The 25,558-nt window shown below is 34.6% G+C and carries 23 protein-coding genes and 1 tRNA gene; 17 read left to right on the forward strand and 7 right to left on the reverse strand.

Going from position 1 to position 25,558, the window contains the following annotated elements; all coding sequences use genetic code 11:
* Positions 1-178: 178 nt before the first annotated feature.
* The 3 genes from OLM57_RS05935 (at position 179) to OLM57_RS05945 (ending at position 3,896) form a co-directional block, all read left to right on the forward strand.
* Positions 179-592: a hypothetical protein gene (locus tag OLM57_RS05935; RefSeq protein ID WP_264566317.1), complete on the forward strand. Its 414-nt coding sequence runs from the start codon at positions 179-181 to the stop codon at positions 590-592.
* Between the two features lie 119 nt (positions 593-711).
* The gene (locus OLM57_RS05940) at positions 712-2,613 is read left to right on the forward strand and encodes an alpha/beta hydrolase family protein (protein ID WP_264566318.1); all 1,902 of its coding nucleotides are present in this window, start codon (positions 712-714) and stop codon (positions 2,611-2,613) included.
* A gap of 86 nt (positions 2,614-2,699) precedes the next feature.
* A complete protein-coding gene (locus OLM57_RS05945) occupies positions 2,700-3,896 on the forward strand; it encodes an aminopeptidase C (protein WP_264566319.1) in 1,197 nt (398 codons plus the stop codon).
* 75 nt (positions 3,897-3,971) lie between these two features.
* Here the strand turns inward: OLM57_RS05945 and thiL are convergent, their stop codons facing one another.
* Both thiL and OLM57_RS05955 read right to left on the reverse strand, forming a co-directional pair.
* Positions 3,972-5,018 carry a thiamine-phosphate kinase gene (gene thiL, locus OLM57_RS05950; RefSeq protein WP_264566320.1) on the reverse strand — a complete coding sequence of 349 codons (1,047 nt, stop codon included), beginning with the start codon at positions 5,016-5,018 and terminating at the stop codon, positions 3,972-3,974.
* Positions 5,019-5,076: 58 nt separating this feature from the next.
* Entirely contained in the window at positions 5,077-9,135 is a 4,059-nt protein-coding gene (locus OLM57_RS05955) for a T9SS type B sorting domain-containing protein (RefSeq protein ID WP_264566321.1), read from the reverse strand.
* A 193-nt stretch (positions 9,136-9,328) separates the two neighbouring features.
* On the opposite strand from OLM57_RS05955, the gene OLM57_RS05960 reads away from it, so the two are divergent.
* Positions 9,329-10,261, forward strand: a complete 933-nt coding sequence (locus OLM57_RS05960; protein WP_264566322.1) for a 1-phosphofructokinase family hexose kinase — start codon at positions 9,329-9,331, stop codon at positions 10,259-10,261.
* A gap of 110 nt (positions 10,262-10,371) precedes the next feature.
* Here the strand turns inward: OLM57_RS05960 and lepA are convergent, their stop codons facing one another.
* Positions 10,372-12,168 (reverse strand): translation elongation factor 4, encoded by a 1,797-nt coding sequence (gene lepA, locus OLM57_RS05965; protein ID WP_264566323.1) that lies wholly within the window; start codon positions 12,166-12,168, stop codon positions 10,372-10,374.
* A 285-nt stretch (positions 12,169-12,453) separates the two neighbouring features.
* Here lepA and dusB point away from each other — a divergent pair, with 285 nt between their 5' ends.
* Together dusB and OLM57_RS05975 are read left to right on the forward strand one after the other, a co-directional pair.
* The gene (gene dusB / locus OLM57_RS05970; protein ID WP_264566324.1) at positions 12,454-13,446 is read left to right on the forward strand and encodes a tRNA dihydrouridine synthase DusB; all 993 of its coding nucleotides are present in this window, start codon (positions 12,454-12,456) and stop codon (positions 13,444-13,446) included.
* A 61-nt stretch (positions 13,447-13,507) separates the two neighbouring features.
* Positions 13,508-14,095 (forward strand): hypothetical protein, encoded by a 588-nt coding sequence (locus OLM57_RS05975; RefSeq protein WP_264566325.1) that lies wholly within the window; start codon positions 13,508-13,510, stop codon positions 14,093-14,095.
* Between the two features lie 150 nt (positions 14,096-14,245).
* On the opposite strand, the gene OLM57_RS05980 is transcribed toward OLM57_RS05975, so the two are convergent.
* The 3 genes from OLM57_RS05980 to rbfA form a co-directional block, all read right to left on the reverse strand.
* Complete coding sequence (locus OLM57_RS05980) at positions 14,246-15,328, reverse strand: arabinogalactan endo-beta-1,4-galactanase (protein ID WP_264566326.1); 1,083 nt, start codon at positions 15,326-15,328, stop codon at positions 14,246-14,248.
* 246 nt (positions 15,329-15,574) lie between these two features.
* Entirely contained in the window at positions 15,575-16,774 is a 1,200-nt protein-coding gene (locus OLM57_RS05985; RefSeq protein ID WP_264566327.1) for an ABC transporter permease, read from the reverse strand.
* 2 nt (positions 16,775-16,776) lie between these two features.
* On the reverse strand, positions 16,777-17,169 hold the full coding sequence (gene rbfA / locus OLM57_RS05990) for a 30S ribosome-binding factor RbfA (protein WP_264566328.1): 393 nt from the start codon (positions 17,167-17,169) through the stop codon (positions 16,777-16,779).
* Positions 17,170-17,411: 242 nt separating this feature from the next.
* Here rbfA and mce point away from each other — a divergent pair, with 242 nt between their 5' ends.
* From mce to OLM57_RS06015, 5 genes are all read left to right on the forward strand, one after another.
* On the forward strand, positions 17,412-17,813 hold the full coding sequence (gene mce / locus OLM57_RS05995; RefSeq protein ID WP_264566329.1) for a methylmalonyl-CoA epimerase: 402 nt from the start codon (positions 17,412-17,414) through the stop codon (positions 17,811-17,813).
* Between the two features lie 137 nt (positions 17,814-17,950).
* A tRNA-Ile gene (locus tag OLM57_RS06000) sits at positions 17,951-18,024 on the forward strand.
* Between the two features lie 294 nt (positions 18,025-18,318).
* Positions 18,319-18,522 (forward strand): hypothetical protein, encoded by a 204-nt coding sequence (locus OLM57_RS06005; RefSeq protein ID WP_264566330.1) that lies wholly within the window; start codon positions 18,319-18,321, stop codon positions 18,520-18,522.
* A gap of 96 nt (positions 18,523-18,618) precedes the next feature.
* Positions 18,619-18,933, forward strand: coding sequence for a hypothetical protein (locus OLM57_RS06010; RefSeq protein WP_264566331.1), 315 nt, complete (start codon positions 18,619-18,621; stop codon positions 18,931-18,933).
* 123 nt (positions 18,934-19,056) lie between these two features.
* Positions 19,057-19,407, forward strand: a complete 351-nt coding sequence (locus tag OLM57_RS06015) for a hypothetical protein (protein WP_264566332.1) — start codon at positions 19,057-19,059, stop codon at positions 19,405-19,407.
* Between the two features lie 436 nt (positions 19,408-19,843).
* On the opposite strand, the gene OLM57_RS06020 is transcribed toward OLM57_RS06015, so the two are convergent.
* Complete coding sequence (locus OLM57_RS06020; protein WP_264566333.1) at positions 19,844-20,434, reverse strand: riboflavin synthase; 591 nt, start codon at positions 20,432-20,434, stop codon at positions 19,844-19,846.
* A 58-nt stretch (positions 20,435-20,492) separates the two neighbouring features.
* Here OLM57_RS06020 and pdxA point away from each other — a divergent pair, with 58 nt between their 5' ends.
* From pdxA to accC, 6 genes are all read left to right on the forward strand, one after another.
* Complete coding sequence (gene pdxA / locus OLM57_RS06025; protein WP_264566955.1) at positions 20,493-21,542, forward strand: 4-hydroxythreonine-4-phosphate dehydrogenase PdxA; 1,050 nt, start codon at positions 20,493-20,495, stop codon at positions 21,540-21,542.
* 84 nt (positions 21,543-21,626) lie between these two features.
* Positions 21,627-22,178, forward strand: a complete 552-nt coding sequence (locus OLM57_RS06030) for a YceD family protein (RefSeq protein WP_264566334.1) — start codon at positions 21,627-21,629, stop codon at positions 22,176-22,178.
* Between the two features lie 9 nt (positions 22,179-22,187).
* Entirely contained in the window at positions 22,188-22,382 is a 195-nt protein-coding gene (rpmF, locus tag OLM57_RS06035; protein ID WP_022828950.1) for a 50S ribosomal protein L32, read from the forward strand.
* A gap of 173 nt (positions 22,383-22,555) precedes the next feature.
* Positions 22,556-23,554: a beta-ketoacyl-ACP synthase III gene (locus OLM57_RS06040; protein ID WP_264566335.1), complete on the forward strand. Its 999-nt coding sequence runs from the start codon at positions 22,556-22,558 to the stop codon at positions 23,552-23,554.
* A 22-nt stretch (positions 23,555-23,576) separates the two neighbouring features.
* Positions 23,577-24,056 carry an acetyl-CoA carboxylase biotin carboxyl carrier protein gene (gene accB / locus OLM57_RS06045; protein WP_264566336.1) on the forward strand — a complete coding sequence of 160 codons (480 nt, stop codon included), beginning with the start codon at positions 23,577-23,579 and terminating at the stop codon, positions 24,054-24,056.
* A gap of 151 nt (positions 24,057-24,207) precedes the next feature.
* A complete protein-coding gene (accC, locus tag OLM57_RS06050; protein WP_264566337.1) occupies positions 24,208-25,554 on the forward strand; it encodes an acetyl-CoA carboxylase biotin carboxylase subunit in 1,347 nt (448 codons plus the stop codon).
* Positions 25,555-25,558 lie beyond the last annotated feature (4 nt).

Genomic DNA, 25,558 nt, shown 5'->3' on the forward strand with positions numbered 1-25,558 from the left:
AAGAGGCTTTTTTTGCCATTTTTCATTATTGAAGTAAGTTTGTTAATTTTTTTTTAATTTTTTTTTTTGGCATTATAATTGTTTAACACAAAATGTATTTGAAATTAAGGCCCTTAGTGCAAACAAATTCAGGGTATTATAATTCTAAAAAGCAAAAAAAACAATAAATAAAAAAGTTATGTTTGAAAATATTGATGAACTAATAGATGTAAATTTGAGATTATTATATACATCAAAATCTCAATTTATGATGCGTATTAATTTTAAAGATGAGTTGGGATTTAATTTAAAAAATTCTAAAATATTTGCCGAAATTTTGCACAATAAAGGATTGGTAAAACTAGAATTGACACAAGGTTTTAGATGTGATTTGACAGATTATGGGCGCCAAGTATATGAAAATGGGGGCTGGAAAGCATCTTTGAATTCAGCTCAATTCATTGAAAATAATGTTGCAATAGTTGATTTTGATTCTGAGGTTAGAAAAATTGAAATTTCTTTAATGAAAAAATTTATGTTTACCAGTTTAATTGTGCTGGTTTTGTGTTTCTTTATTACATTATTAACGGTCGAGTTTTTGAAGACCACATAATTTATCTGAATAGGCAAAGAATTAGTAGCATTTTTTATGTATATTTTTTAAGTTTTAGCACATTCGTTTTGTGAATTATAGTGCTATATTTGAAAACTCTAAGAAAATATTCAATAATTATGAGAAAAATACTCTTTTTAATGCTAACTATGATAAGTTTAACTGCAACTGCACAAAATGTAATGACTCCAGAATTGCTTTGGAAATTAGGACGAATTACTCCTTTAGGAATTTCCAAAGACGGTGCAACTATTGTTTTTAAGGTTTCGACACCTTCAGTCGAAGAAAATAAATCCAATTCAAAATTTTATACAATTCCAGTAAATGGAGGGAATGCAACAGAAATTAAGGAGACAAAAGAAATTTTAGTTGACAAAAATATTTCTCCGGACTCAAAATATTTGATTTATAACGAAGAAGTAAAAGTAGATAAAGTACTCGGGAAAGACTATTATCCCAATTTGGATAAATCCAATGTTCAAATTTACAATGGACTCGATTACCGCCATTGGGATACTTGGAACGAAGGAAAATTCAATCATGTTTTTTATAAAGAAAACTCAGAAGGATCTATTGGAATAGACATACTAAAAGGAGAAAACTTTGATAGTCCGCAAAAACCTTTTGGTGGAGACGAAGATTATATTTGGTCACCCGATAGTAAAAGTATTCTTTATGTGTGCAAGAAAAAAGCGGGGACACAATATGCATTATCAACCAACACTAATATTTACGAATACAATCTTGAATCGGGAATAACAATCAATAGAACAGAAGATAATTTGGGTTATGATACAGCTCCTCAATTTTCGCCTTCCGGTGATTTAACTTGGTTGCAAATGAAACGAGATGGTTACGAATCGGATAAAAACGATTTGATTGTTAGTTTTAAAGGAATGAAAATAAACCTGACAGCCAATTGGGATGGAACAGTCAATAGTTTCAAGTGGAGTCAGGATGGGAAAAAGATTTATTTCATAGCACCAATTGATGGAACAGTACAGCTTTTTGAGGTTAATTTTCCAGGTCTTACAAAAATCGCGATTAATGTAAAACAAATTACAAATGGTGATTTTGATGTTCATGATTTAATTGGATTTTCGGGAGACGATATTATTGTTACCCGAACAGATATGAACCATGCAGCAGAGATTTTTTCTTATAATTTAAAGAAAAACTCTTGGAAACAATTGACCAATGTAAATACAGCTACCTATGCTTCATTGCAATTGGGAAAAATAGAAAGACGTTATGTTACCACCACTGATGGTAAAAAAATGTTGGTTTGGGTTGCATTGCCTCCTAATTTTGATGCGACCAAAAAATACCCAACGCTGTTGTTTTGTCAAGGAGGACCTCAATCGCCATTGACACAAGCTTATTCTTTCAGATGGAATTTTCAATTAATGGCCGCTAATGGTTATGTGGTTGTAGCTCCAAACCGTCGCGGAATGCAAGGGCACGGAGTAGAATGGAACGAACAAATCAGTAAAGATTGGGGAGGTCAGGTGATGAATGACTATTTATCTGCAATTGATGATGTGGCCAAAGAGAATTATGTTGATAAAACGCGTCTGGGTTGTGTTGGGGCTAGTTATGGTGGGTATTCGGTGTTTTATTTGGCCGGAATTCACAATAATAGATTTAAGACATTTATTGCTCATGATGGAGTTTTCAATACACAAAGTATGTTTGGGACCACCGAGGAAGTGTTCTTCAATAATTGGGATTTTGGAGGTCCTTATTGGGAAAAAGACAACGCAGTTGCTCAAAAAGCATACACTGTTTTCAATCCTATAAATTATGTACAAAACTGGAATACACCTATATTAATTATTCAAGGAGGAAATGATTTTAGAGTGCCAATCGGACAAGGACAAGAAGCATTTCAAGCAGCTCAAATTCGAGGAATTAAAAGCAGGTTATTGTATTTTCCTGAAGAAAACCATTGGGTTTTAAAACCTCAAAATGCTCAAATTTGGCAAAAAGAATTCTATAAATGGCTGAAGGAAACCTTGTAAGTCATAATTAATTAATAATTTAGCGACATTAATGTAACAAAATCTGTTGTTTTGTTACATATTGCTAAACCCAAACTTATTTTAAGATGTATAAATTACCAATTAAATCCTTTTTTATAGCAACAACACTTGTTGTTGGTATTCACTCGATGTCTGCTCAAGACGGCTTAGTCAATTCATTAAAGGTAAACGCCAGCGAAAAAAGTGCTGAAAGTTTCAAGTTTACCGATGTCATTAATCTGGCAAATACTCCTATAAAAAACCAAGGTTCTTCGGGGACTTGTTGGAGTTATTCAACCAACTCATTTTTAGAATCTGAAATGGTTAGAATGGGGAAACAGCCTGTTGAACTATCTCAAGTTTTCTCGGCTCGAAATGCTTATGTAGAAAAAGGTAAAAATTATGTAAAAATGCATGGAGCGGTTACCCTTGGAGATGGTGGAGAATTGCATGACGTTACTAATATGTACAGAAAATATGGAGCTGTACCTCAAGAAGTGTATACTGGTTTAAATTACGGAACATCCAAAAATAAATTTGCAGAAATGGCAGCTTTAACAGAAGCTTTGTTGGCTGCGGTTGTTAAAAATCCAAATGGGGAATTGACTCCAAATTGGGAAAAAGCCTACGCTGCTGTTATTGATTCTTATTTAGGACAAGTTCCAGAAAATTTTACATACAAAGGAAAAAGCTACACACCAAAAACTTTTGCTAAAGAAGTTGTAGGCATTAATCCTGATGAATATGTAGAATTTGCATCTTATTCTAATGAACCTTATTATGCTAAAACAATGATGATGGTTCCTGATAACTGGGCTTTTGATTTGGTTTATAACATAAAAATGAATGATATGACCACTATCATTGATAATGCATTGAAAAATGGATACACTGTTGCTTGGGCTTCTGATGTAAGTGAGAAGAGTTTTAGTTGGAAAAATGGTGTGGCTTACGTACCAACGAAAAAGTTTGACGAAATGACTACTATTGAAAAAGAAAATATGTTCAATGGTCCAAAAGAAGAATTAGAAATCACCGAGGAGATTCGTCAAAAAGCATTCGATAATTATCAAACTACAGACGATCATGCGATGCATATTGTTGGAATTGCAAAAGACCAAATGGGTAAAGAATATTACATCGTAAAAAACTCTTGGGGAGTTACAAATGATTATAAAGGGTATTTGTACGTGAGCAAGAATTTTGTAAAATACAAAACAACATCATTTATGGTAAACAAAGGTGGTGTTCCAGCGGATATAGCCAAGAAAATAGGAGTTTAATTTTTTTTTAAACTTATAATTACAAAGAAGACCTCACATTATTGTGAGGTTTTTTGTTTTTGTAAATAATGGATACTATTCCTGAATTGCATCCCAACCTCTTGCTTTTAAAGGAATTTTGGTATTGGCACGGGTTACAAGATGAATCCCTTCACTTTCTTGTGTCATGTGACCAATTATTGTAAAGTTTGGATTTCCTTTTATTTTATCAAAATCTTCCATAGCAATGGTAAAGAGCAATTCGTAATCCTCCCCGCCATTGATGGCTACTGTTGTACTGTCAATATTAAATTCCTCGCAAACATTGATGAATTGTGGGTCGATTGGTAATTTGTCTTCATATAAATTACAACCTACACCAGATTGTTTGCACAAATGCATGATTTCTGAAGACAATCCATCAGAAATATCAATCATGGATGTGGGTTTTATTTCTAAAGCATGCAATAGAGTACGTACATCTTTGCGAGCTTCTGGTTTCAATTGTCTTTCGATTAAATAGGTATAAGCATCCAAATCGGGTTGTGAATTTGGGTTAACTTGAAATACTTGTTTCTCTCTCTCCAACACTTGCAGTCCCATATAAGCAGCTCCAATATCTCCTGTAATTACCAGTAAATCGGTTTGTTTGGCACCGTTTCTATACACAATTTCGTTTTCATCGGCTTCACCAAGAGCAGTAATACTAATGATTAATCCTTTTTGTGATGAAGTTGTATCGCCACCTATCACATCTACTTTATACTCTAGAGCAGCATGAGCAATTCCTTCATACAATTCTTCTAATGCCTCTAATGGAAAACGATTGGAAACCGCAATAGAAACTGTAATTTGTGTTGGTTTGGCGTTCATAGCACAAATATCTGATACATTGACCACGACGGCTTTGTATCCTAAATGTTTTAGGGGCATATAAGCCAAATCAAAATGAATTCCTTCAATCAATAAATCGGTTGAAACCACTACTTTTTTTTCTTTGAAATCCAGTACGGCTGCATCGTCTCCAATCCCTTTTAGTGTAGAAGTCTGAGTGATTTCGAAATTTTTTGTTAAATGGTCTATCAAACCAAATTCGCCAAGTTGTGCTATGCTGGTACGTTGTGGAGTTTTATCTTCAATCATTTTGTCTGTTTATTGCTTTTTGTCTTTTACCAAGGCTGCAAAGGTACGAAGTAAATGATTAACGCTTCATACTAAAATGAGATTTGAATACTTGGGATATACCGTTTTGAGTATAGTAAACTTGGAACCAATAGTCAGTAGAAGGGAGTGGGTTTCCATTGTAATTGCCATCCCAACCCGATCCAGAGGGTCTTAGTTCTTTTAGAAATTTTCCGTAACGATCGTATATATTTATAACTGCATCGGACTGAAATGCGAGATCTGTTATATTCCAAGTGTCATGAAAACCATCGTTGTTTGGAGTAAAATATTTGGGATATTTGAGCACATTGGCAATTAGAACTTGATTGTCACAATTTCCTTTAGTGTCTTTTACGGTTATATTGTGCTGTCCTGAATCAACATTGGAAAAGACATTACTGGTTTGAAAATTGCCGCCATCCATTTGGTATTCATAGATTCCAAAACCATTTGTAATCGTGACAATAAGATCAATATTGTCTTCAAAAGCATCGGTAACAGTTACCGTTGCAATTGCTGGACTGGATTTTTCGACAGTTATTGTTGCAGGATTGTACCCGCAATCGTTACCAATATTGGGTGTTTTTTTGATGGGAACGACGGTGTAAGTTCCTTCCTTAATCGCTGCATAACTTGAACCCGTGCTTATTTTGTTACCATCCAAATACCAATCTATGGTGTAATCACTCGTATTAAGTGTTGAATTCAATTGTGCTGGCTGAAGTATTGTTCCTGTTTGATAATCGACGCATATTACTCCGCTTTTTAAGGGCAATTCTTTTAAAGGATAAATCGTAATGTCAAAATCATCTTGTGCAGCACAATTGGGATTAGCCGCTGCTGTAGCATAAATGTACATTTTTTGGCTAGTGCTTATTTGCTGTCCAGCAAAATAGCGAGTTCCCGTAGCATTCGACCCAGAATAATAATTTCCAATTTGTAAAGGGAGCAAGGTGTAACTTCCGCAAATAGCAACATCTGGTTCGCTAATTAATTTAGGCGCGGTTGAAATGGTTACCAAAAAACTTTTTTCACTTGAACAAGTTAATCGGCTGCCGACAATAGCGTATACATAAATAGTTTGAGAGGTTTGCAATACAGTTCCAGCAGAAATAATTGGGCCTTTGCCATTGGATTGAGAATAGTAGTTTCCTGTTTTAAGCGGTGGTAAAGTGTAACTATCACAAGCATTTATATCAGTAAAAGTGCCGAGATCTATTCCGTTGGCATTAACTTTAAAAAAAGATTCATTGCTGCATTTGGTAAAATCAGACCATTCATTATAAATAAAAATAGTTTGCGAAGTGGTTATAACAGTCCCAACAGCAAAAGGGTTTCCCAAAACGTGCGGACCACCTGTGGCGGTGTAATAGGAACCATTTTTTAATTTTGGCAACTTAAAATTTGTACATGTAATTACATCGGTGAAGCTATCAACTGGAGGAAGAGGTCTTATTTCGATTTTAAAGCTATGTTCATTGCTACAATCGGGGCCAACTGCATAAATGTAAACGGTCTGTGTTTTCGTAATGATATCTCCTGCATTTAAAGGAAGCCCACCTCCTTTGGTTTGTGTATAATAATTACCATTTGTTAGAGTTGGCAAAATATAACTTTGGCATTCTAATCGGTCGCTTGGCGTATCGACTGATGGCAAAGGTTTTATAGTGATTTCATATTTTAAATTATCGGTACAATTGGGTGAAGTTGTTGTTTTTACATAATAATAAACCGTTTGCGAACTCGTAATTACCGTTCCTGCTGGAATGGGTTTTCCTGAACCGTTTGGACTGTCATAATAGCCACCAATCGCTACTGCTGGCAAAGTGTAACTTCCGCATTCGGTTATGGGTTTAAAGGCCGAAGAATTGACAATGTCGACTCTAAACGAATGTTCATTCGTACATTTTCCATCATCTGCAAAAATATAAATAGTTTGGCTTGAGGTTATAGAATCTCCCACATTCAAAGATGTTCCTAAACCTCCTGAGAAAGCAAAGTAATGTCCATTGGTCAATGGTGGCAAAGTATAAGAATCGCAAGTCACAACATCATTGGGTTGATCTACCAAAGGCAATGGATAAACAGCTATTGGTACAGCTTCGTCCCGACAAACTACTCCATTTATTACGGCATAATAAAAAATAGTTTGGTCTGTTGTTAATGCTGTGCCCGCAGGGATTAGGTTTCCTGCGCCTCCAGTTGCAGTAAAAAAAGCACCAGCTTCTACAAAAGGCACAAAGTATTTGCCGCATCCCTCTTTTGGGAAATTGATTTCATAAATAAAAGTAAGTTTAAAAGTGGTTTGATTGGTACATTGGTTTGTAGCTGTTGGACCACTATAAATATAATAAGTTCCTGTCTTAGTAATGACATCGCCTATATTCAGTTTGATTCCAGTTCCGTTTGGACCTGTATAATATTCGCCAGATGTGATAGAAGGTAATGTATAACTGTTGCAAGCAATTACATCTGGAATGTCATCCACCGTTGGAAGAGAAAAAACAATCACATCAAAACTAACGGCTGTGTAACAAACAGTACTCTTGTTATCTGCAATTCGAACCCAAATTGTTTCTGGTGATTTGGACAATGAGGTGATGTAGTTTTGCGGACTGTCAATTGCATTGGAAGCATTGTTAGCATCTGCCTGACTGGTATAGTAAGTAATTGTATAATCTAAGGGATTTAGTCCATTGAGAATTGGAGTTTCTTGAACGGTCAAATCTACAGGCACTCTTCCAAAATTGGTGTCGCAAAAACTCAAATCTGGAGGTTTTACAACATTGATAGGAGCTGTTACCAACAAATCAAAGGAGAGCAAATTATTGCAATAGGTATTTCGATTGGAAACGTGTACTGCTTTGATGTAAATTGTTTGGTTTCCGGCACTGGTAAAAGAGGCCAATTGACTGTCGGAAATCGTAGGTCCGTTTGAGTTGGCACTTGCCAAAGAATCAAAATAATTAAGTGAATATTCAGCAGGATTTAGGCCTAATGTGATTAAATTATTCTGAGTCAAGTCAAATTGATAAGTCGGATTTCCAGAGTAACATGCAATAAGATTTTTTGGAGATTTAATGACTAAATCGGTAATGACTACTTCGTCTTTAATAACACAACCCGAAAGTGTTGCGGTAACTCCATAAGTCCCTGCTTTGTTTAGAATTAATGAACTAGTAGTTTCTCCTGTAATTACAGCACCATTAAATGTCCAAATATAAGTGTAATTCCCCACTAAGTCCGATTGGAGAGTAATTTTTTCGCCTTCGCAAATGGTTCTGTCGGGACCTAAATCCATAGTGGTTTTAAAGCTGCCTCCTTTTATAAAAACTGCCGAATCATAACTACTGTCATTGTAATCGCCAATGGCTAGTTTTATGCTGTAAGTACGATTCGGAATGACGGTAGATGAGGCCGTTAATACTTTGGTTTCTCCCCGCATATTTATGGCAGATGCATTAGGATTGGTCACGTTATAAAGGTCAAACAAATTGGCATTGGCAGACAAACAAGAAGAATTGTATTGTTCGTCACGAATATTAATGACCGAAACGGGTGTAGTTGTATTTGGAAGAACTGCAAGATTTGTAGCAACTCCTGTGGTTAAATCAGTTAAAACAAAAGCAAAAACATCGCTAAAACCACATTGAAATTCGCCATATTCATTGGAGGCAAAAAGGAAATCGAAACTAAAATTGCTCGATAAAGGAGTAAAATCAAATTGAATATAACCAACGTCTGTAATAGGGACTATTTGTCCGTTACTGTTACTTATGGCTTGTAAATCACTATCGGTAGCCATATTCAATTGACTACTTTCATTGGTACCTGTGTAAGTTCCTTCGGTATATTTGGCTAAACCATTTCGAATAATAATACCATCCGATATTGGAAAATTAGGATTTGTACTCGTGAATTTCCCAATGCCTTGGTGGGATGAAAACTGAAAATTACTTTCATTGGCACAAGCATTTTGCATTAACTCTTCTCGAACCAGCTCAGGTATACTCAATGAAGTAGTATCGACTATAATTCCCTGTGACAAAGATTTAGTCGAACAAAGTAATAAAAATAGAAATAGAGTTTTTCTCATAATTCTGATTTTATTAATTTGGGGAGTTTAAAGATACAAAGGATTTTGTTTTTAATGAAATGATTTTCAGTATTTTACATTTCGTTTTTTATTTGCACTAATTATAATGTAATATCTGATTTTGGCTTAAATTTTAGTAAATTGCATAGGATACACTTAAGTCTATTTCAATTTAAATACATTCCAAAAAAAGATGAACTCATTCGATATTGTTACTCTTACCGTAAATCCGGCTTTAGACAAAAGCACCCATTTTAAAGGCTTGGTTGCCGAACAGAAAATTCGTTGCGAAGAGCCCCGTTTTGATGCCGGAGGTGGCGGAATCAATGTTTCTAAAGCCATTTCACGTTTGGGAGGAACTTCATTGGCAGTATTTACTTCGGGAGGGCCATTAGGGAAAATGCTTGAAGAATTGGTTGCCAAAGAAGCTATTGCTTTTCAAGCGATTCCCATTCAAACTTGGACTAGAGAAAGTTTTGTGGCTGTAGATGAAAATACCAATTCTCAATACCGTTTTGGTTTTACAGGAGGGGAAATAACTGCCGAAGAAGAACAAGCAGTCCTAAATGCTGTGGCCAATTTGAAACCAAAATTCCTGGTGGCCAGTGGTAGTTTGAATGAAGGTTTATCCACTGATTTTTACCAAAAAATAGCCGAAATAGCCAAAAAATCAAATTCAAAATTGATAGTCGATACTTCGGGAGAAGCCTTGAAAAAAGTATTGGAAACAGGCGCTTACCTGATCAAACCAAATGTTGGTGAACTGGCCAAATTAATTGGAGTTGAACGATTGGAAATGGAAGAAGTCAATGAAGCAGCCAAACAGATTATTTCCAAAGGAGGAGCCGAAATTGTAGTGGTATCTCTTGGGCCTCAAGGAGCAGTTCTTGTAACCAGAGACAATTACGAATTTGTTCCAGCTCCCAATGTTGCCAAGAAAAGTACTGTTGGTGCCGGCGACAGTATGGTAGGCGGGATGGTTTGGGCGCTTTCGCAAAATAAAAGTTTGAAAGAAGTCATTCGTTGGGGTGTAGCTTGCGGATCAGCTGCCACAATGAATGAAGGAACGCAATTGTTTAAAGGTACCGATGCACAACGATTGTTTGAGTGGCTGAAGGATAAATAAGCCCCCTAACCCCCCGAAGGGGGGGCTTAAAAACAAAAAACCTGACAATTTACATCATCAGGTCTTCTCTATATTCTTTGTTCTTTCTTCTGTTTTCTAAAAAAAAAAGATTAATCATTCAATTTCAATACCGCCATAAATGCTTCTTGCGGAATCTCAACATTTCCAACCAATCTCATACGTTTTTTACCTTTTTTCTGTTTTTCCAATAATTTACGTTTACGGGAAATATCACCACCATAACATTTGGCAGTTACATCTTTACGTAAGGCTTTTATCGTTTCACGAGAGATTACTTTTACCCCAATCGCAGCTTGAACAGGAATGTCAAATTGCTGGCGCGGAATCAATTCTTTCAGTTTCTCACACATTTTTTTGCCAATTGAATACGCATTGTCAGCATGCATCAAAGAGGACAAAGCATCAACAATGGTAGCGTTTAGCAAGATATCTACTTTAACCAAATTAGAAGTTCTCATTCCAATTGGTGTATAATCAAAGGAAGCGTATCCTTTTGAAACGGTTTTCAAACGGTCGTAAAAATCAAATACAATCTCTGCTAATGGCATATCAAAAGTCAACTCAACACGTTCTGTAGTCAAATAGGTCTGGTTTGTAATCAATCCACGCTTTTCAATGCACAAACTCATTACATTTCCAACATAATCCGATTTGGTAATGATGATTGCTTTTATAAAAGGTTCTTCTACGTGATCCAAACGAGAAGGTTCTGGTAAGTCCGAAGGATTATTTACAACTAGCGGCGTTTCTGGATGTTTTTTGGTATAAGCTAAATATGAAACGTTGGGAACTGTAGTGATAACCGTCATATTAAATTCACGCTCCAAACGCTCTTGGATAATCTCCATGTGCAACATTCCTAAAAACCCACAACGGAAACCAAATCCCAATGCCGCAGAACTTTCCGGCAAAAATACCAACGAAGCATCATTCAGCTGCAATTTTTCCATCGAGTTTCTCAACTCCTCATAATCTTCGGTGTCTACTGGATAAATCCCGGCAAAAACCATTGGTTTCACGTCTTCAAAACCAGTAATAATATTGGTAGTTGGATTTTTAGCATCCGTCAATGTATCTCCTACTTTTACTTCTTTGGCTTCTTTTATCCCCGAAATTAAATACCCAACATCTCCTGCCGAAATCACTTGTTTCGGAACTTGATTCAGCTTTAATGTTCCAATTTCATCTGCAAAATATTCATTGCCAGTAGCCATGAACTTGATTTTTTGCCCTTTTTTGATCTGTCCGTTTTTTACACGAAAAATTACTTCAATTCCACGAAACGGATTGTAATGCGAGTCAAAAATCAAAGCTTGTAATGGCTCATCAACATTTCCTGATGGAGGCGGAATTTTTTCTATAATCGCTGCCAATATATTTTCTACACCAAAACCAGTTTTACCCGAAGCATGAATAATATCTTCCAATTTACATCCAAGTAAATCAATAATATCATCACTTACTTCCTCAGGATTGGCACTTGGTAAATCTACTTTGTTCAAAACTGGAATAATCTCCAAGTCATTTTCCAAAGCCAAATACAAATTAGAAATCGTTTGTGCTTGAATACTTTGCGCCGCATCTACAATCAATAACGCTCCTTCACAAGCCGCAATAGAACGGGAAACTTCATATGAAAAATCCACGTGACCCGGAGTATCAATCAAGTTCAAGATGTATTCTTGTCCTTTATATGTGTATTCCATTTGTATGGCGTGACTTTTAATCGTGATACCACGTTCGCGCTCCAAGTCCATATTATCCAGCAATTGCGCCTTTTCTTCACGGGCAGTTACCGTTTGAGTTGCTCCCAATAATCGGTCTGCCAATGTACTTTTTCCGTGATCAATATGTGCAATAATGCAAAAATTCCTAATATGTTTCATGTTCTAAATAATATCAAATTTATTTGGGCGTGCCAGCAGAAAAAGCCGTCGGGCTATTCGCTGCAAGTCCTCGCAAAGTTCCGCTAACGCTACACTTTGCTGTGGGCTTTCCGCTTCTATCCCTCACGCATATCGTTATAACGACAATTAATCTGCAAATATAGTTTAAAATAAACAGTTTCAAAGTGTCGAATTCGTAAACTAACACCTTTAATAAGAAGTCTTTCTTCTTTACTCTTTCATCTATTCGTCTAAAAACCGTAATTTTGCAAAAAATTAAGGAAGATGATCAAGATTGGCAACATTATATTACCCGAATTTCCCCTACTGTTAGCACCAATGGAAGATGTGAGTGACCCTCCATTTCGCAGATTGTGCAAACAGCATGGGGCCGATTTGATGTACTCCGAATTTATTTCTTCCGAAGGTTTAATTCGCGACGCCATCAAAAGCCGAATGAAATTAGATATCTTCGATTATGAGCGTCCAGTTGGAATCCAGATTTTTGGTGGAGACGAAGAGGCAATGGCTTTATCGTCTAAAATAGTTTCTACCGTAAACCCCAATTTGATAGATATCAATTTTGGCTGTCCAGTAAAAAAAGTAGTTTGTAAAGGAGCAGGAGCAGGGGTTCTGAAAGATGTTGATTTGATGATTCGTTTGACGCAAGCCGTTATCGACAGTACCCATTTGCCTGTAACGGTAAAAACACGTCTAGGTTGGGATGACAATTCCATCAATATAGACGAAGTTGCCGAGCGTTTGCAGGACATTGGCGTTGCCGCTTTGAGCATCCACGCCAGAACCCGCGCCCAAATGTACAAAGGCCATTCCGATTGGTCGCATATTGCCCGTGTCAAAAACAACCCAAGAATCACAATGCCTATTTTTGGTAATGGCGACATCGATTCTCCCGAAAAAGCATTGCATTATAAAAATGAATATGGCATCGACGGAATTATGATTGGTCGCGCCGCAATTGGGTATCCTTGGATTTTTAACGAAATCAAACATTTCTTCAAAACAGGTGAACATCTTGCAAAACCAACCGTTGCCGACAGAGCCGAAGCCGTACGAAATCACCTCACCTGGGCAATGGAATGGAAAGGAGAAAGACTTGGTATTGTAGAAACGAGACCTCATTACACGAATTATTTCAAAGGAATTCATTCTTTCAAACCCTTTAAACAAAAACTGGTAACCCTAGACCATCCTGAAGAATTATTTGCCGTTTTGAATGAAATCGAAGAGGCTTATGCCGGTTATGAAGTTGTATAATAAATAATTGTTTGTTTTTTTTGATTTTGTAAAATAAAATTTACTTTTGCAAAAAAAATAAATGAAAAATTATTTAGTTCTAGGTTTTGCTTTAATAAGTTTTTTAGTAAAAGCACAAGAATCAGAAAAGGTCTCAGTTGAGAAAAATTTATATGGTGCTCAATTAGGCTTCCTAAGTTCAAGTTTTTATTATGAAATTCAATTGCAAAGAAAAATTTCACTTCGAACAGAAATAGGTTTAACATTGGCATTGTCTACGAAAGAATATGCAGATCCTGCAATTGAAGATGAAAGCATTACACTTCTTGTTCCTTATGTAACACTGGAACCAAGATGGTATTATGGCTTGGATAGACGTAAAAGACTTGGAAAAAAGACCTATAATAATTCTTCAAATTATGTTTCATTGGCAACATCGTATATTTCTGCTAGTACTCCAATAGTAAATAACAATGATTTTGATATTGTCCCTGCACTTTCCATTATTTCTAAATATGGAATTCGTAGAGCTTTTGCAAAGCATTTCAATTATGAATTTTCTGGAGGAATTGGTTACCAATATAATGTCTTTAGTAAAACTGATGGCTGTGATTGCGAACATAATAACACAGTAGTCGATCTTCAAATAAGAATTGGATACGATTTTTAATATTTAAAAGAAATCCGTTCTTTAAAAAACTACAAACAAAAACTAGTAGCCTCAAGCATTATTGGGTTGTATATATTAGGACTAAAATAAAAAATCCTGAAACAGACTATACTTAAGTCAGTTTCGGGATTTTTGATAATAGAATATTCCTTAATTCAATAAAAAAGCATCCATAGCTACTGTTGGTCGTCCGTTGCTTCCCCAAGCTCCTTTGGTATAGCCTTGAAAATTATAACATTCTGGTTCCCAATAAAAAACACCTAGACCCTTTCCTCCAGTTACAGAACTCGTTTTATTAAGAATGTCTTCTATAAATAATTTGCTTGTTGCAGGAGAACCTACAGACATTCCAACTTCACACATCATAACCAGTTTTCCGTATCGGGAAACCATATCGTTCATATTTGTTAAACATTGACTATTAAGCGTTTGCCAATTTGTCGTTTCTGGATAAAGAGACATTCCAATTACATCATAACTAGCTCCATTCGCTTTAAGACCGTCAAACATCCAGCGGAAAAGGGCATTATCATAACCGTTTGATAAATGCACAACCGTTTTTGCATTTGGAAATATAGACTTTACTGCATTGTGACCACTAGTCACCATATATGCAAAATATTGCATATTTACTGATGCTTTTCCTTCATTCCATAGCATTCCGTTGTTGGTTTCATTACCAACCTGTACCCACTCTGGCGTAACTCCTGCATTTTTTATAGCGGTTAGAACTGTTACAGTATGATTCCAAACATCGGTATACAACTGACTAACCGTGTGTGATGCCCAAGCCGAAGGTTTAGTTTGATTAGCGGGATCTGCCCAAGTGTCGCTATAATGAAAATCAATCATAATTCGCATTCCTGCTGCACTGGCTCTTTTTGCTTTTGCAATTACATCGGCTTGATTGTTCCATCCTCCAGATGGATTTACCCATACTCTAAGTCGGATTGAGTTCATCCCTTTTGCTTTCAAAATTGTAAAAAGATCTTGTTGTGTACCCGCAGAATTGTAAAATTTAATTCCTGAGCTTTCCATTTGCGTAAGCCAACTTACATCAGCTCCTTTGGCAAAATTAGTTACTAACTTTTTTGTTAATGATGTTCCTGTCGTGACAGGAGTTTCTTTTACTACTGCAGCGGTTTCTGAATTGTCAGTTGTAACATCTTCTTTGGTGCATCCGATTGAAAATAATAAAAATAATGCACATAGGTAAATAATTGCTTTTTTCATAATTTTGGTTGATTAATTTGGTTAATATGTTTTTATTTTCAAAAATAATTGCATTATAATCAAAAAATTGATTTCCCATACCAGATTATTCATTTATAAAATTTAAAACGCTAAAAAACAGTTGTTTATAAAATAAGCCAATTGTAACTTATTCATACACAGCATACCAGTTGGTCGTCAGAGGACACAATTGTAAATAGATAACAAGTATAATAAAGGAAAGTAATTATGGTAAGAAGAGAAAACCTAATCCAACAACTTCTTGCTCACTCGGCTACTCGCAATAAGGGAAGCGATAAAACCTAACGTAACGATAGTTGCCATAACAATCAATACATTTTCAATAGTAAAAACTACAGGGTAAGCAAGCGTAGAAGTAATCATTATAAACTGATACTGCTGTTGCAATAATACAATAACAATACCCAATAATAATCCAATAATACCGCCAAAGACACTCAACAGAGTTCCTTGCAGTAAAAATATATTTCGCAAATCTTTGATATCGGTTCCTAGATTAAAAAGTGTTTTAAGGTTTCCTTTTTTATCCAAAATCATCATAATAAGCGCACCAATCAAGTTAAAAAGCGCTACAACAATTACCAAAGTAAATATCAAATACACCGCAATATTTTCAGTATTCAACATTTTATATAAGGATTCATTCAGCTGTTCCTTGTTTTTTACAGTAATTTTATTGTTGAATATGGATTGGAGTTTTTCGATAACAGCACTTTCGTTAGCATCATCGTTTAATTTAATTTCAAGATTAGAAATCTGATTTGGCTTGTATTCTAATAATTCCTGTGCCAAACCCAAATCAGCAAATACATATTTAGAATCCAAATCTTCGCTAATCGCATAAATTCCAACCGGAAAAACATCAGTTTTATTGAAAGCCTGATCTGGATTTTCAATAGTTCCCTTACCCGGTTTTGGAACAAAAACCTCAAAGGCATTATTGTAATCCAGTAAACCCATCGAGAATTTTTGAGCAATACCATAACCAACAACAACCTGATAAGTGTCTGGTTTGAGCCATTGCCCATTGTATATTTTTTTTTTAAAATCGCTTACAGTGCTAAAAGTAGAATCAACACCTTTTAAGAAAGTAACCTCTTGTTTTCCATTAAAAGTAAACAACACTCGCTCTTCAATAACCTTCGAATAGGAGGCGATACCTTCAATCGCTGCAATCTCTTTTTCCTGATTGGGTACAATAAAAAAAGATTTTCCAAGCGTACTACTCACTTTAAGATCGGGGTCAATATCATTGGTAAACGAAAGACTAAATTCTTTCAAGCCAGTAAAAACCGAGAGTACAACAAACAATGCCATGGCACCCACAATAATCCCCATACTAGCAATACGATTAATAATATTGATAGCATTATTTTTGCTTTTGCTAAAAATATACCGTTTGGCTATGTAAAGAGGAAAATTCAAACTTATTGAAATCTGCGTTTGTCCAACAAATCTCTATTCTCTATGGGATTTTCTTGATTTTTCAAAGCATTGTCTATCTTCTCGATATAATCCAAAGAATCATCAATAAAGAAAACCAAATTAGGCACTTTACGCAATTGCAAACGCACTCTTTGTGATAAATCATGCTTAATCAAAGTCGAATTAGCCTTAATGCCCTCCAATGTTTCCTTTGCTTTTTCTTGAGGAAAAATACTTAAATGCACTGTTGCCACAGACAAATCTGTAGTTACTGTAACCTTGGATACTGAAATTATCAAATTCGTAATTCCATTTTTTCTCACTTCACCCTGCAAAATATCAACCAAATCTTTTTGGATAACCCCGCCTATTTTTTTCTGTCTATTTGTTTCCATGCTGCAAAAATACTATTTTTTTGAGAGACCACCTTGCAAAGTCATAAACTCATAAAGTTTTTTATCTTTGTTTTATGATTTAGGAGCAGAAAATTAGACTTTTTCAGTAGAGAAAAGTTCCTGCTGTCCTTCCAATCTTTTATGAACTTTGACAAAGTTCACAAAAGGATTTTCCCTCCCATCAGGGCTAAAGAGAGGCAAGAGTACTTTTTTGGAACAATTAAAAGCACAACAATTACAAAATGAGAAAGATAGAACACATCGGTATAGCAGTCAAAAACCTTGAAGTATCCAATTTACTTTTCGAAAAACTATTCGGCGCACCCGCCTACAAACAAGAAGAAGTTGCCAGCGAAGGCGTAAAAACTTCCTTTTTCATGAACGGTCCCAACAAAATAGAACTTCTCGAAGCCACAAACCCCGAAAGCCCGATAGCCAAGTTCCTAGAAAAAAAAGGAGAAGGAATCCACCACATCGCTTTTGACGTAGAAGACATCCTTTCCGAAATCCAGCGCCTCAAATCCGAAGGATTCACCGTCCTAAACGAAATCCCAAAAAAGGGAGCCGACAATAAATTGGTCGCTTTTTTGCATCCAAAAGGCACCAATGGCGTATTAATTGAACTCTGTCAAGAAATAAAATAAAAAAAATAAGAATTTAGTCAATTCATAATCAGTCATTTTCAAAACAGATTCCCGTTGACCATTAAACTCTTCAAAAATCTACCTTAAAAATACTTGTAGCAATAAAAAAATTGTAGTAATATTGCAAACTCTTAACTGGTCCTATAGCTCAGCTGGTTAGAGCACCTGACTCATAATCAGGTGGTCCCTGGTTCGAGCCCAGGTGGGACCACATATTACAAGCCTTTCAAGCAATTGAGAGGCTTTTTTTAATTTATTTGTAGAGGAAAAAAATTTTGGAAAAAAAGTTGAAAATTCCTTTTTAATTGATAGTGTTTATTTTTTTTTGTAATCTTTTACATTTAATTTATACGTTAAAATTTATTTTAACGTTAAATATTGTGGTTAATCGCTTATTTATGTTTAGATAATATGAAAAATAATCATAGATTTGCAGTCTGTTATCGAAATGAAACAAAAGAGTTTGTATAAACTAAGAACCTATTTTTTTAAAAATATTTAAACTATGAAGATTTTTATAAATAATTCTCTTTTAATAATGTTATTGTTGCTTTCGAGTATAAGTGGGTATGCTGATCCACCTGCGCCATTGCCAGATCCGCCACCTACTGATACACCTATAGATGAAAACCTTGTGATTTTGTTATTTACTGCAATTTTGTTTGGAATTAGAATTATTTATAGCCGAAAATTAAACAGCAAGATTTAATAGTCAAAAATGGTTGGTAAAAAAGCTGTAGTGCATTGTAAAATATGATGTTTCCAGAAGTTTATTGAAATTCGTTTCAATAAACTTTTTTTATTTATGAAAAACTCAAAAAAAAGTTGTCTAACTTGCAAAAGCCTTCAAACTATTAAATGGGGAATAAAAAAAAACAAACAGCGATTTAAGTGTAAAAATTGTGATGAATTATTCATCTCTAGTAATAAATCAGTTTCGGATTCTAATAAAGAAATCTGGTTTAAGAATTGGATAATTGGCAAAGATACTTTTGATAAAATATCACTTGAATCTGGATACAGTAAAAGTACATTACAGCGTTATTTTTCTAAAATGTTGCGCAAAGCACCAGTTCTAGAGTTCAATTCTACTTATGAAATTTATTTAGTCCTGGATTGAACCTATTTCCCAAATCATATTTGCTTAGTAGTTTATAGAAGTTTTCATTTAAAGTTGACATAATTTTATCGAATAACTGATGGAGAGCATTTCGAGGAGATTGCAGAAGACTTACAGAATTTATTGAATCTAGGAATTAAAATAAAAAGTATCACTTCAGATGATGATAAATCCTCAATAAAAGCCATCAAGAAAATTTGTCCCAAAGTGCCTTTTCAAAGATGTTTGGTACGTATATCAAGGATGTGCAGAATATGGCTTACACAGAATCTTAAACACAAATCTGGCTTTGAACTCAAACAAATAGCAGTCAAAATTCATCATATTAATTCTGAATACAAACGTCAATTATGGCTTATGGAACTCATTCGATGGGAAGAAGAGTATAGCGATTTTATTAATCAAAAATCATACAATATTGAAACTGGGAGATATTGGGATACTCATAAAATGGTAGAAGATCATTTGGCGTAATTAAAAAAAGCATTACCAAATATGTTTCTTTATTTAAAAGATGATAAAATACCAAACTCAACAAACTCTTTAGAATCATTTTTTAGACCTTTAAAAGGTAATCTAAATGTTCACAGAGGATTAAGCTTTGACAATAAAAAGAATTTTTTGAAATGGTATTTGTATTATAAAAATCAAATCAACAAGTAGGTTTTCTTTAGCCATTGAGTAGCCAAAAAATGCATAAAAAAAGGGCAGATTGAACTGCTCTCATTTTTCGTATGTAAATCAAATTTATTGCTAGTTGGTTGCTACTCAGCAGAGCCAATGTCCTCTTTAATTTGATATGGTAAGTTAGTTAATTCAAAATAAAAAATTATCAACCATTTTTGACCATATTACCAACAAAAAAATACTTATTTAATAAGTCTTTTTTTTGTTTCTGATTGTTTTCTAACTAGTGCTTATTACCATACAATCTAGAAACATATTTTCCAATTACATCAAATTCCAAATTGACTTTAGTTCCTACCACAAAAGAATGAAAATTAGTATGTTCGTAAGTATAAGGTATGATGGCTACACTAAAATTGGACTCTCCAGAATCTACAACTGTCAAACTAACTCCATTTACTGTAATTGAACCCTTTTCAATTGTGATATTCGATAAAAACGGGTCATATTCAAAAGTATAAAACCAACTCCCATTAGTTTCTTTTACCAAAATACAAGTCCCTATTTGATCGACATGACCCTGTACAATATGACCATCCAGTCGGTCGCCTAATTTCATTGCTCTTTCTAAATTAACACTATCTCCTATTTTCCAATTTGAAAGATTCGTCTTTTTGATTGTTTCACCAATAGCAGTAACCGTATAGGACCGATCAACAATAGCTACAACCGTTAAACATATTCCATTATGAGCGACACTTTGGTCAATTTTCAATTCTTCAGTGATAGAAGAATTAATGGTGATATGAATATTATCTTGCTCTTTTTTAATGTCTTGGACAATTCCAAGCGTTTCAATAATTCCTGTAAACATTTCTTGTTTTATTTTACTAAATTTGCACTTCAAAATTAGCAATAAATAACTAGAGGACATTATGAAAAAAGCAGAAAATATAATCGTAGGAATTTCAATAGGAGATTTAAACGGTATTGGAAGCGAAGTAGTTCTAAAAACATTTGAAGATTCCCGAATGTTAGAACTTTGTACACCAGTTATTTTTGCTAATGTGAAAATACTTTCTTTTATCAGGAAAAATTTTGAATCTACCATTGCACTTCACGGAATTGACAAACTAGACCAAATTGTGATAGGAAAAATAAATGTTTTCAATGTTTGGAGAGAAGGCGTTGATTTAAACCCAGGAACAAACGACGAGAAAATAGGCGAATATGCCATAAAATCTTTTTTAGCTGCCACCAAAGCTTTAAAAGAAGGTATAATTGACGTATTGGTAACAGCTCCTATAAACAAATACAACATTCAATCAGACGAATTTAAATTTCCTGGCCATACTGATTATTTAGATCAGGAATTAGAGGGCAATGCCTTGATGTTGATGGTGCAAGACAATTTGAGGGTTGGTTTGTTAACAGACCATATCCCATTAAACGAAGTTGCAGCCCACTTAACAGAAGAATTAATTATAAAAAAAATCGAAACCATAAAACAATCTTTAATTCAAGATTTTAGTATTAATAAACCAAAAATTGCCGTTTTAGGTTTAAATCCACATTGTGGAGATGGCGGAGTTATTGGAACTGAAGATGATGCAATACTAAAACCGGCATTAAAAAAAATATTCGAAAAAGGTACCTTAGTATTTGGTCCATTTGCAGCCGATGGTTTTTTTGGAAGCAATCAATACGAAAAATACGATGCCATTATTGCTACCTATCATGATCAAGGATTAATTCCTTTCAAAACGTTGTCTTTCGGAAATGGAGTAAATTACACGGCTGGTCTAAATAAAATAAGAACATCTCCAGATCACGGAACTGCTTATGATATTGCAGGAAAAAATAAAGCCGACTATAATTCTTTCAAAGAGGCGGTTTATCTTGCAATTGATATTTATAATTCTAGAAATCAATACGCCGAAATCAGTCAGAAACCCCTAAAAACAAAAGAAAAGCAGTTATAAACAAAAAAAGGTGAATAACATTATTAGATTTACAATATTTTTATATCTTTGCACTCCCGAAGTTTAGGGCAAATTGTTGTTGAAATGAGCAAGACAAAAGATTATTTAATTCCTTTCGTAGGATTGAAGCTAGGGAAACATAAATTTGAGTATCAAATAAATAATGCGTTCTTTGAAATCTTTGATTATAATGAATTTCAAAATTCAGACATCAAAGTAAATGTAGTTTTAGACAAAAAGAGTACGCTGTTAGAAATTAGTTTCAAGCATGAAGGAACAATAAATGTTCCGTGTGATCTTACAAGTGAAGATTTTGATTTGCCTATAAAAGGAAAAATGAAATTAATTGTTAGATTTGGTGATGCTTTTAACAATGATAATGAAGAGTTGTTAATTTTGCCCTTTGGTGAATTTGAAATTGATATTGCTCAATACATTTATGAAATGATAGTGCTTTCAGTTCCATTAAGAAGGGTACACCCTGGAATTAAAGACGGAAGTTTAAAAACAGAAGCTTTGACAAAACTGAAAGAATTAACAATTAAAGAGCAAAAAAAAGAGATTAAAAAAGAAGAAAAAGAAGAAAATATTGACCCACGATGGGACAAATTAAAGCAACTATTAACGGATAAATAATATAGTAAAATGGCACATCCAAAGAGAAAAATCTCGAAAACAAGAAGAGATAAGAGAAGAACACATTATAAAGCTACTGTAGCTCAAATCGCTACTTGTCCAATCACTGGAGAAGCACATTTATACCACAGAGCCTACTGGCATGAAGGGAAAATGTACTACAGAGGACAAGTTGTTATAGATAAATCTGTAGCTCTTGCTTAATACATTTTTGTAAATAATATTGGAACTCTCACCTAGTGAGAGTTTTTTTTGTTGTTTATAATTTACATTAAATAAGAAACACTAAAACAATTAGTTTGGTTTTTTTATTGTAATTTTAAAGACTTTTAAAAATTTTTCAAATGGTTACATTTGACAATAAATATTAGCATTAAATGAGTACAATTACAGCCGCAATTACCGCAGTTGGTGGTTATGTTCCAGACTTCGTTCTTTCAAACAAAGTACTTGAAACCATGGTAGATACAAATGACGAATGGATAACAACACGCACAGGAATTAAAGAAAGAAGAATTTTAAAAGACAGTAGCAAAGGAACTTCTTTTTTAGCTATAAAAGCTGCACAAGATTTAATAGCCAAAGCAAATATTGACCCTCTAGAAATAGATTTAATTATAATGGCAACTGCAACTGCAGATATGCCAGTTGCATCAACAGGAGTATATGTAGCTACAGAAATAGGCGCCACAAATGCTTTTGCATATGATTTGCAGGCAGCATGTTCCAGTTTTTTATATGGAATGTCTACTGCTGCAGCCTATATTCAATCAGGGAGATATAAAAAAGTATTATTAATTGGAGCAGATAAAATGTCTTCAATAGTAGATTACAAAGACAGAGCCACTTGTATTATATTTGGAGATGGTGCTGGTGCAGTTCTGTTTGAACCTAATTATGAAGGATATGGTCTGCAAGATGAATATTTACGAAGCGATGGTCTAGGCCGAGATTTCTTAAAGATTCCGGCAGGGGGATCCATTCTTCCTACCTCGCTAGAAACGGTTAATGACAATAAACACAACATTATTCAAGATGGCAAGACAGTATTTAAATATGCTGTAACCAATATGGCCGATGCCAGTGAATTGATTCTAAAAAGAAACAATTTGACTAATCAAGATGTTAATTGGTTAGTTCCTCATCAAGCCAACAAACGAATTATAGATGCGACTGCCAGCAGAATGAATTTAGAAGATTCAAAAGTATTGATGAATATTGAAAAATACGGAAACACTACTTCGGCAACTTTACCTTTAGTATTATATGATTTTGAACATCTTTTCAAAAAAGGAGACACTATCATTTTTGCTGCTTTTGGCGGTGGATTTACTTGGGGATCAATTTACTTAACTTGGGCCTACGATAAAAAATAAAATAAACTAAAAAGAAATAATTATGGATTTAAAAGAAATTCAAAATCTAATCAAATTTGTAGCAAATTCAGGTGTTGCAGAAGTAAAATTAGAAATGGACGATGTTAAAATCACCATCAGAACTACTTTAGAAGGAAGCACTACTGAAACTACTTATGTGCAACAATTGCCTGCTCAAAATGCCCTTCAACAAGCCGTTGCCCCTCAACAAATTGCTCCGGCAGCAGCAGCTCCAGAAGTTGCAGTAGTAGAAAATGCACACTTCATTACCATCAAATCACCAATTATTGGTACTTTTTATAGAAAACCCTCTCCAGACAAACCAATGTTTGTTGAAGTAGGTAGTACTATTGCAAAAGGAGATGTTCTTTGTGTAATTGAAGCAATGAAATTATTCAACGAAATTGAATCTGAAATATCTGGTAAAATTGTTAAAGTTTTGGTGGATGATATGTCTCCAGTAGAATTTGACCAACCTTTATTCTTAGTAGATCCATCATAAGGAATTATAAATTATAAATTATAAATTATAAATAAATTAAATGCCTTGCGTTTGCTTATTTAGAATTTATGATTAATAATTAAAATTTAAATCTTCCTTGTTCTTTGAGAAGAATTTAAAATTTATAATTCATAATTTAAAATTTAAAATTATGTTTAAAAAAATACTAATAGCCAATAGAGGAGAAATCGCGCTTCGTATTATCAGAACATGTAAGGAAATGGGTATAAAAACAGTAGCCGTTTATTCTACTGCCGATGCTGAAAGTTTGCATGTGAAGTTTGCCGATGAAGCCGTATGTATAGGGCCGCCTCCTAGTAATTTGTCTTATTTAAAAATGTCAAATATAATTGCTGCTGCCGAAATTACAAACGCAGATGCAATACACCCAGGTTATGGATTCCTATCAGAAAACGCAAAATTTTCTAAAATTTGTCAAGAACACAATATAAAATTTATCGGTGCATCTCCTGAAATGATTGATCGCATGGGAGACAAAGCTTCTGCAAAATCAACTATGATTGAAGCTGGAGTTCCTTGTGTTCCTGGTTCAGTTGGAATTTTAGAATCATTCGAACAGGCTGCAGAATTAGCCAATAAATTTGGATATCCTGTAATGCTAAAAGCAACTGCAGGTGGTGGAGGTAAAGGAATGAGAGCTGTTTGGGCTCCAGAAGATTTACTGAAAGCATGGGAAGGTGCGCGTCAAGAATCGGCTGCCGCTTTCGGAAATGACGGGATGTATCTTGAAAAATTAATTGAAGAACCACGTCATATCGAAATCCAAGTTGTTGGTGATTCTTACGGAAAAGCCTGTCACCTCTCAGAAAGAGACTGCTCTGTTCAACGTCGTCACCAAAAATTGACAGAAGAAACGCCTTCTCCGTTTATGACCGAAGAGTTGCGTTCTAAAATGGGCGAAGCTGCTGTAAAAGCTGCTGAATATATTAAATACGAAGGTGCTGGAACTGTAGAGTTTTTGGTAGACAAACACAGAAACTTTTACTTCATGGAAATGAATACTCGTATCCAAGTAGAACATCCTATTACTGAACAAGTAGTAGATTACGACTTAATTCGCGAACAAATACTCGTTGCAGCAGGTGTGCCAATTTCTGGAAGAAATTATTTACCACAATTGCACGCTATCGAATGTCGTATTAATGCCGAAGATCCATACAACGACTTCAGACCGTCACCAGGAAAAATCACTACGCTTCATATGCCTGGTGGTCATGGAGTACGTCTTGACACACATGTGTATTCAGGCTATACGATTCCGCCAAATTACGATTCGATGATTGCAAAATTAATTACTACAGCCCAAACTCGTGAAGAAGCGATTAGTAAAATGAGAAGAGCACTAGACGAATTTGTGATTGAAGGAATTAAAACAACCATTCCATTCCACAGACAGTTGATGGATGATCCAAGATATATAGCTGGTGATTATACTACAGCTTTCATGGATACTTTTAAAATGAATGATCCGGAATAATAAA

The sequence above is a fragment of the Flavobacterium sp. N3904 genome (assembly GCF_025947305.1).
Classification (GTDB): domain Bacteria; phylum Bacteroidota; class Bacteroidia; order Flavobacteriales; family Flavobacteriaceae; genus Flavobacterium.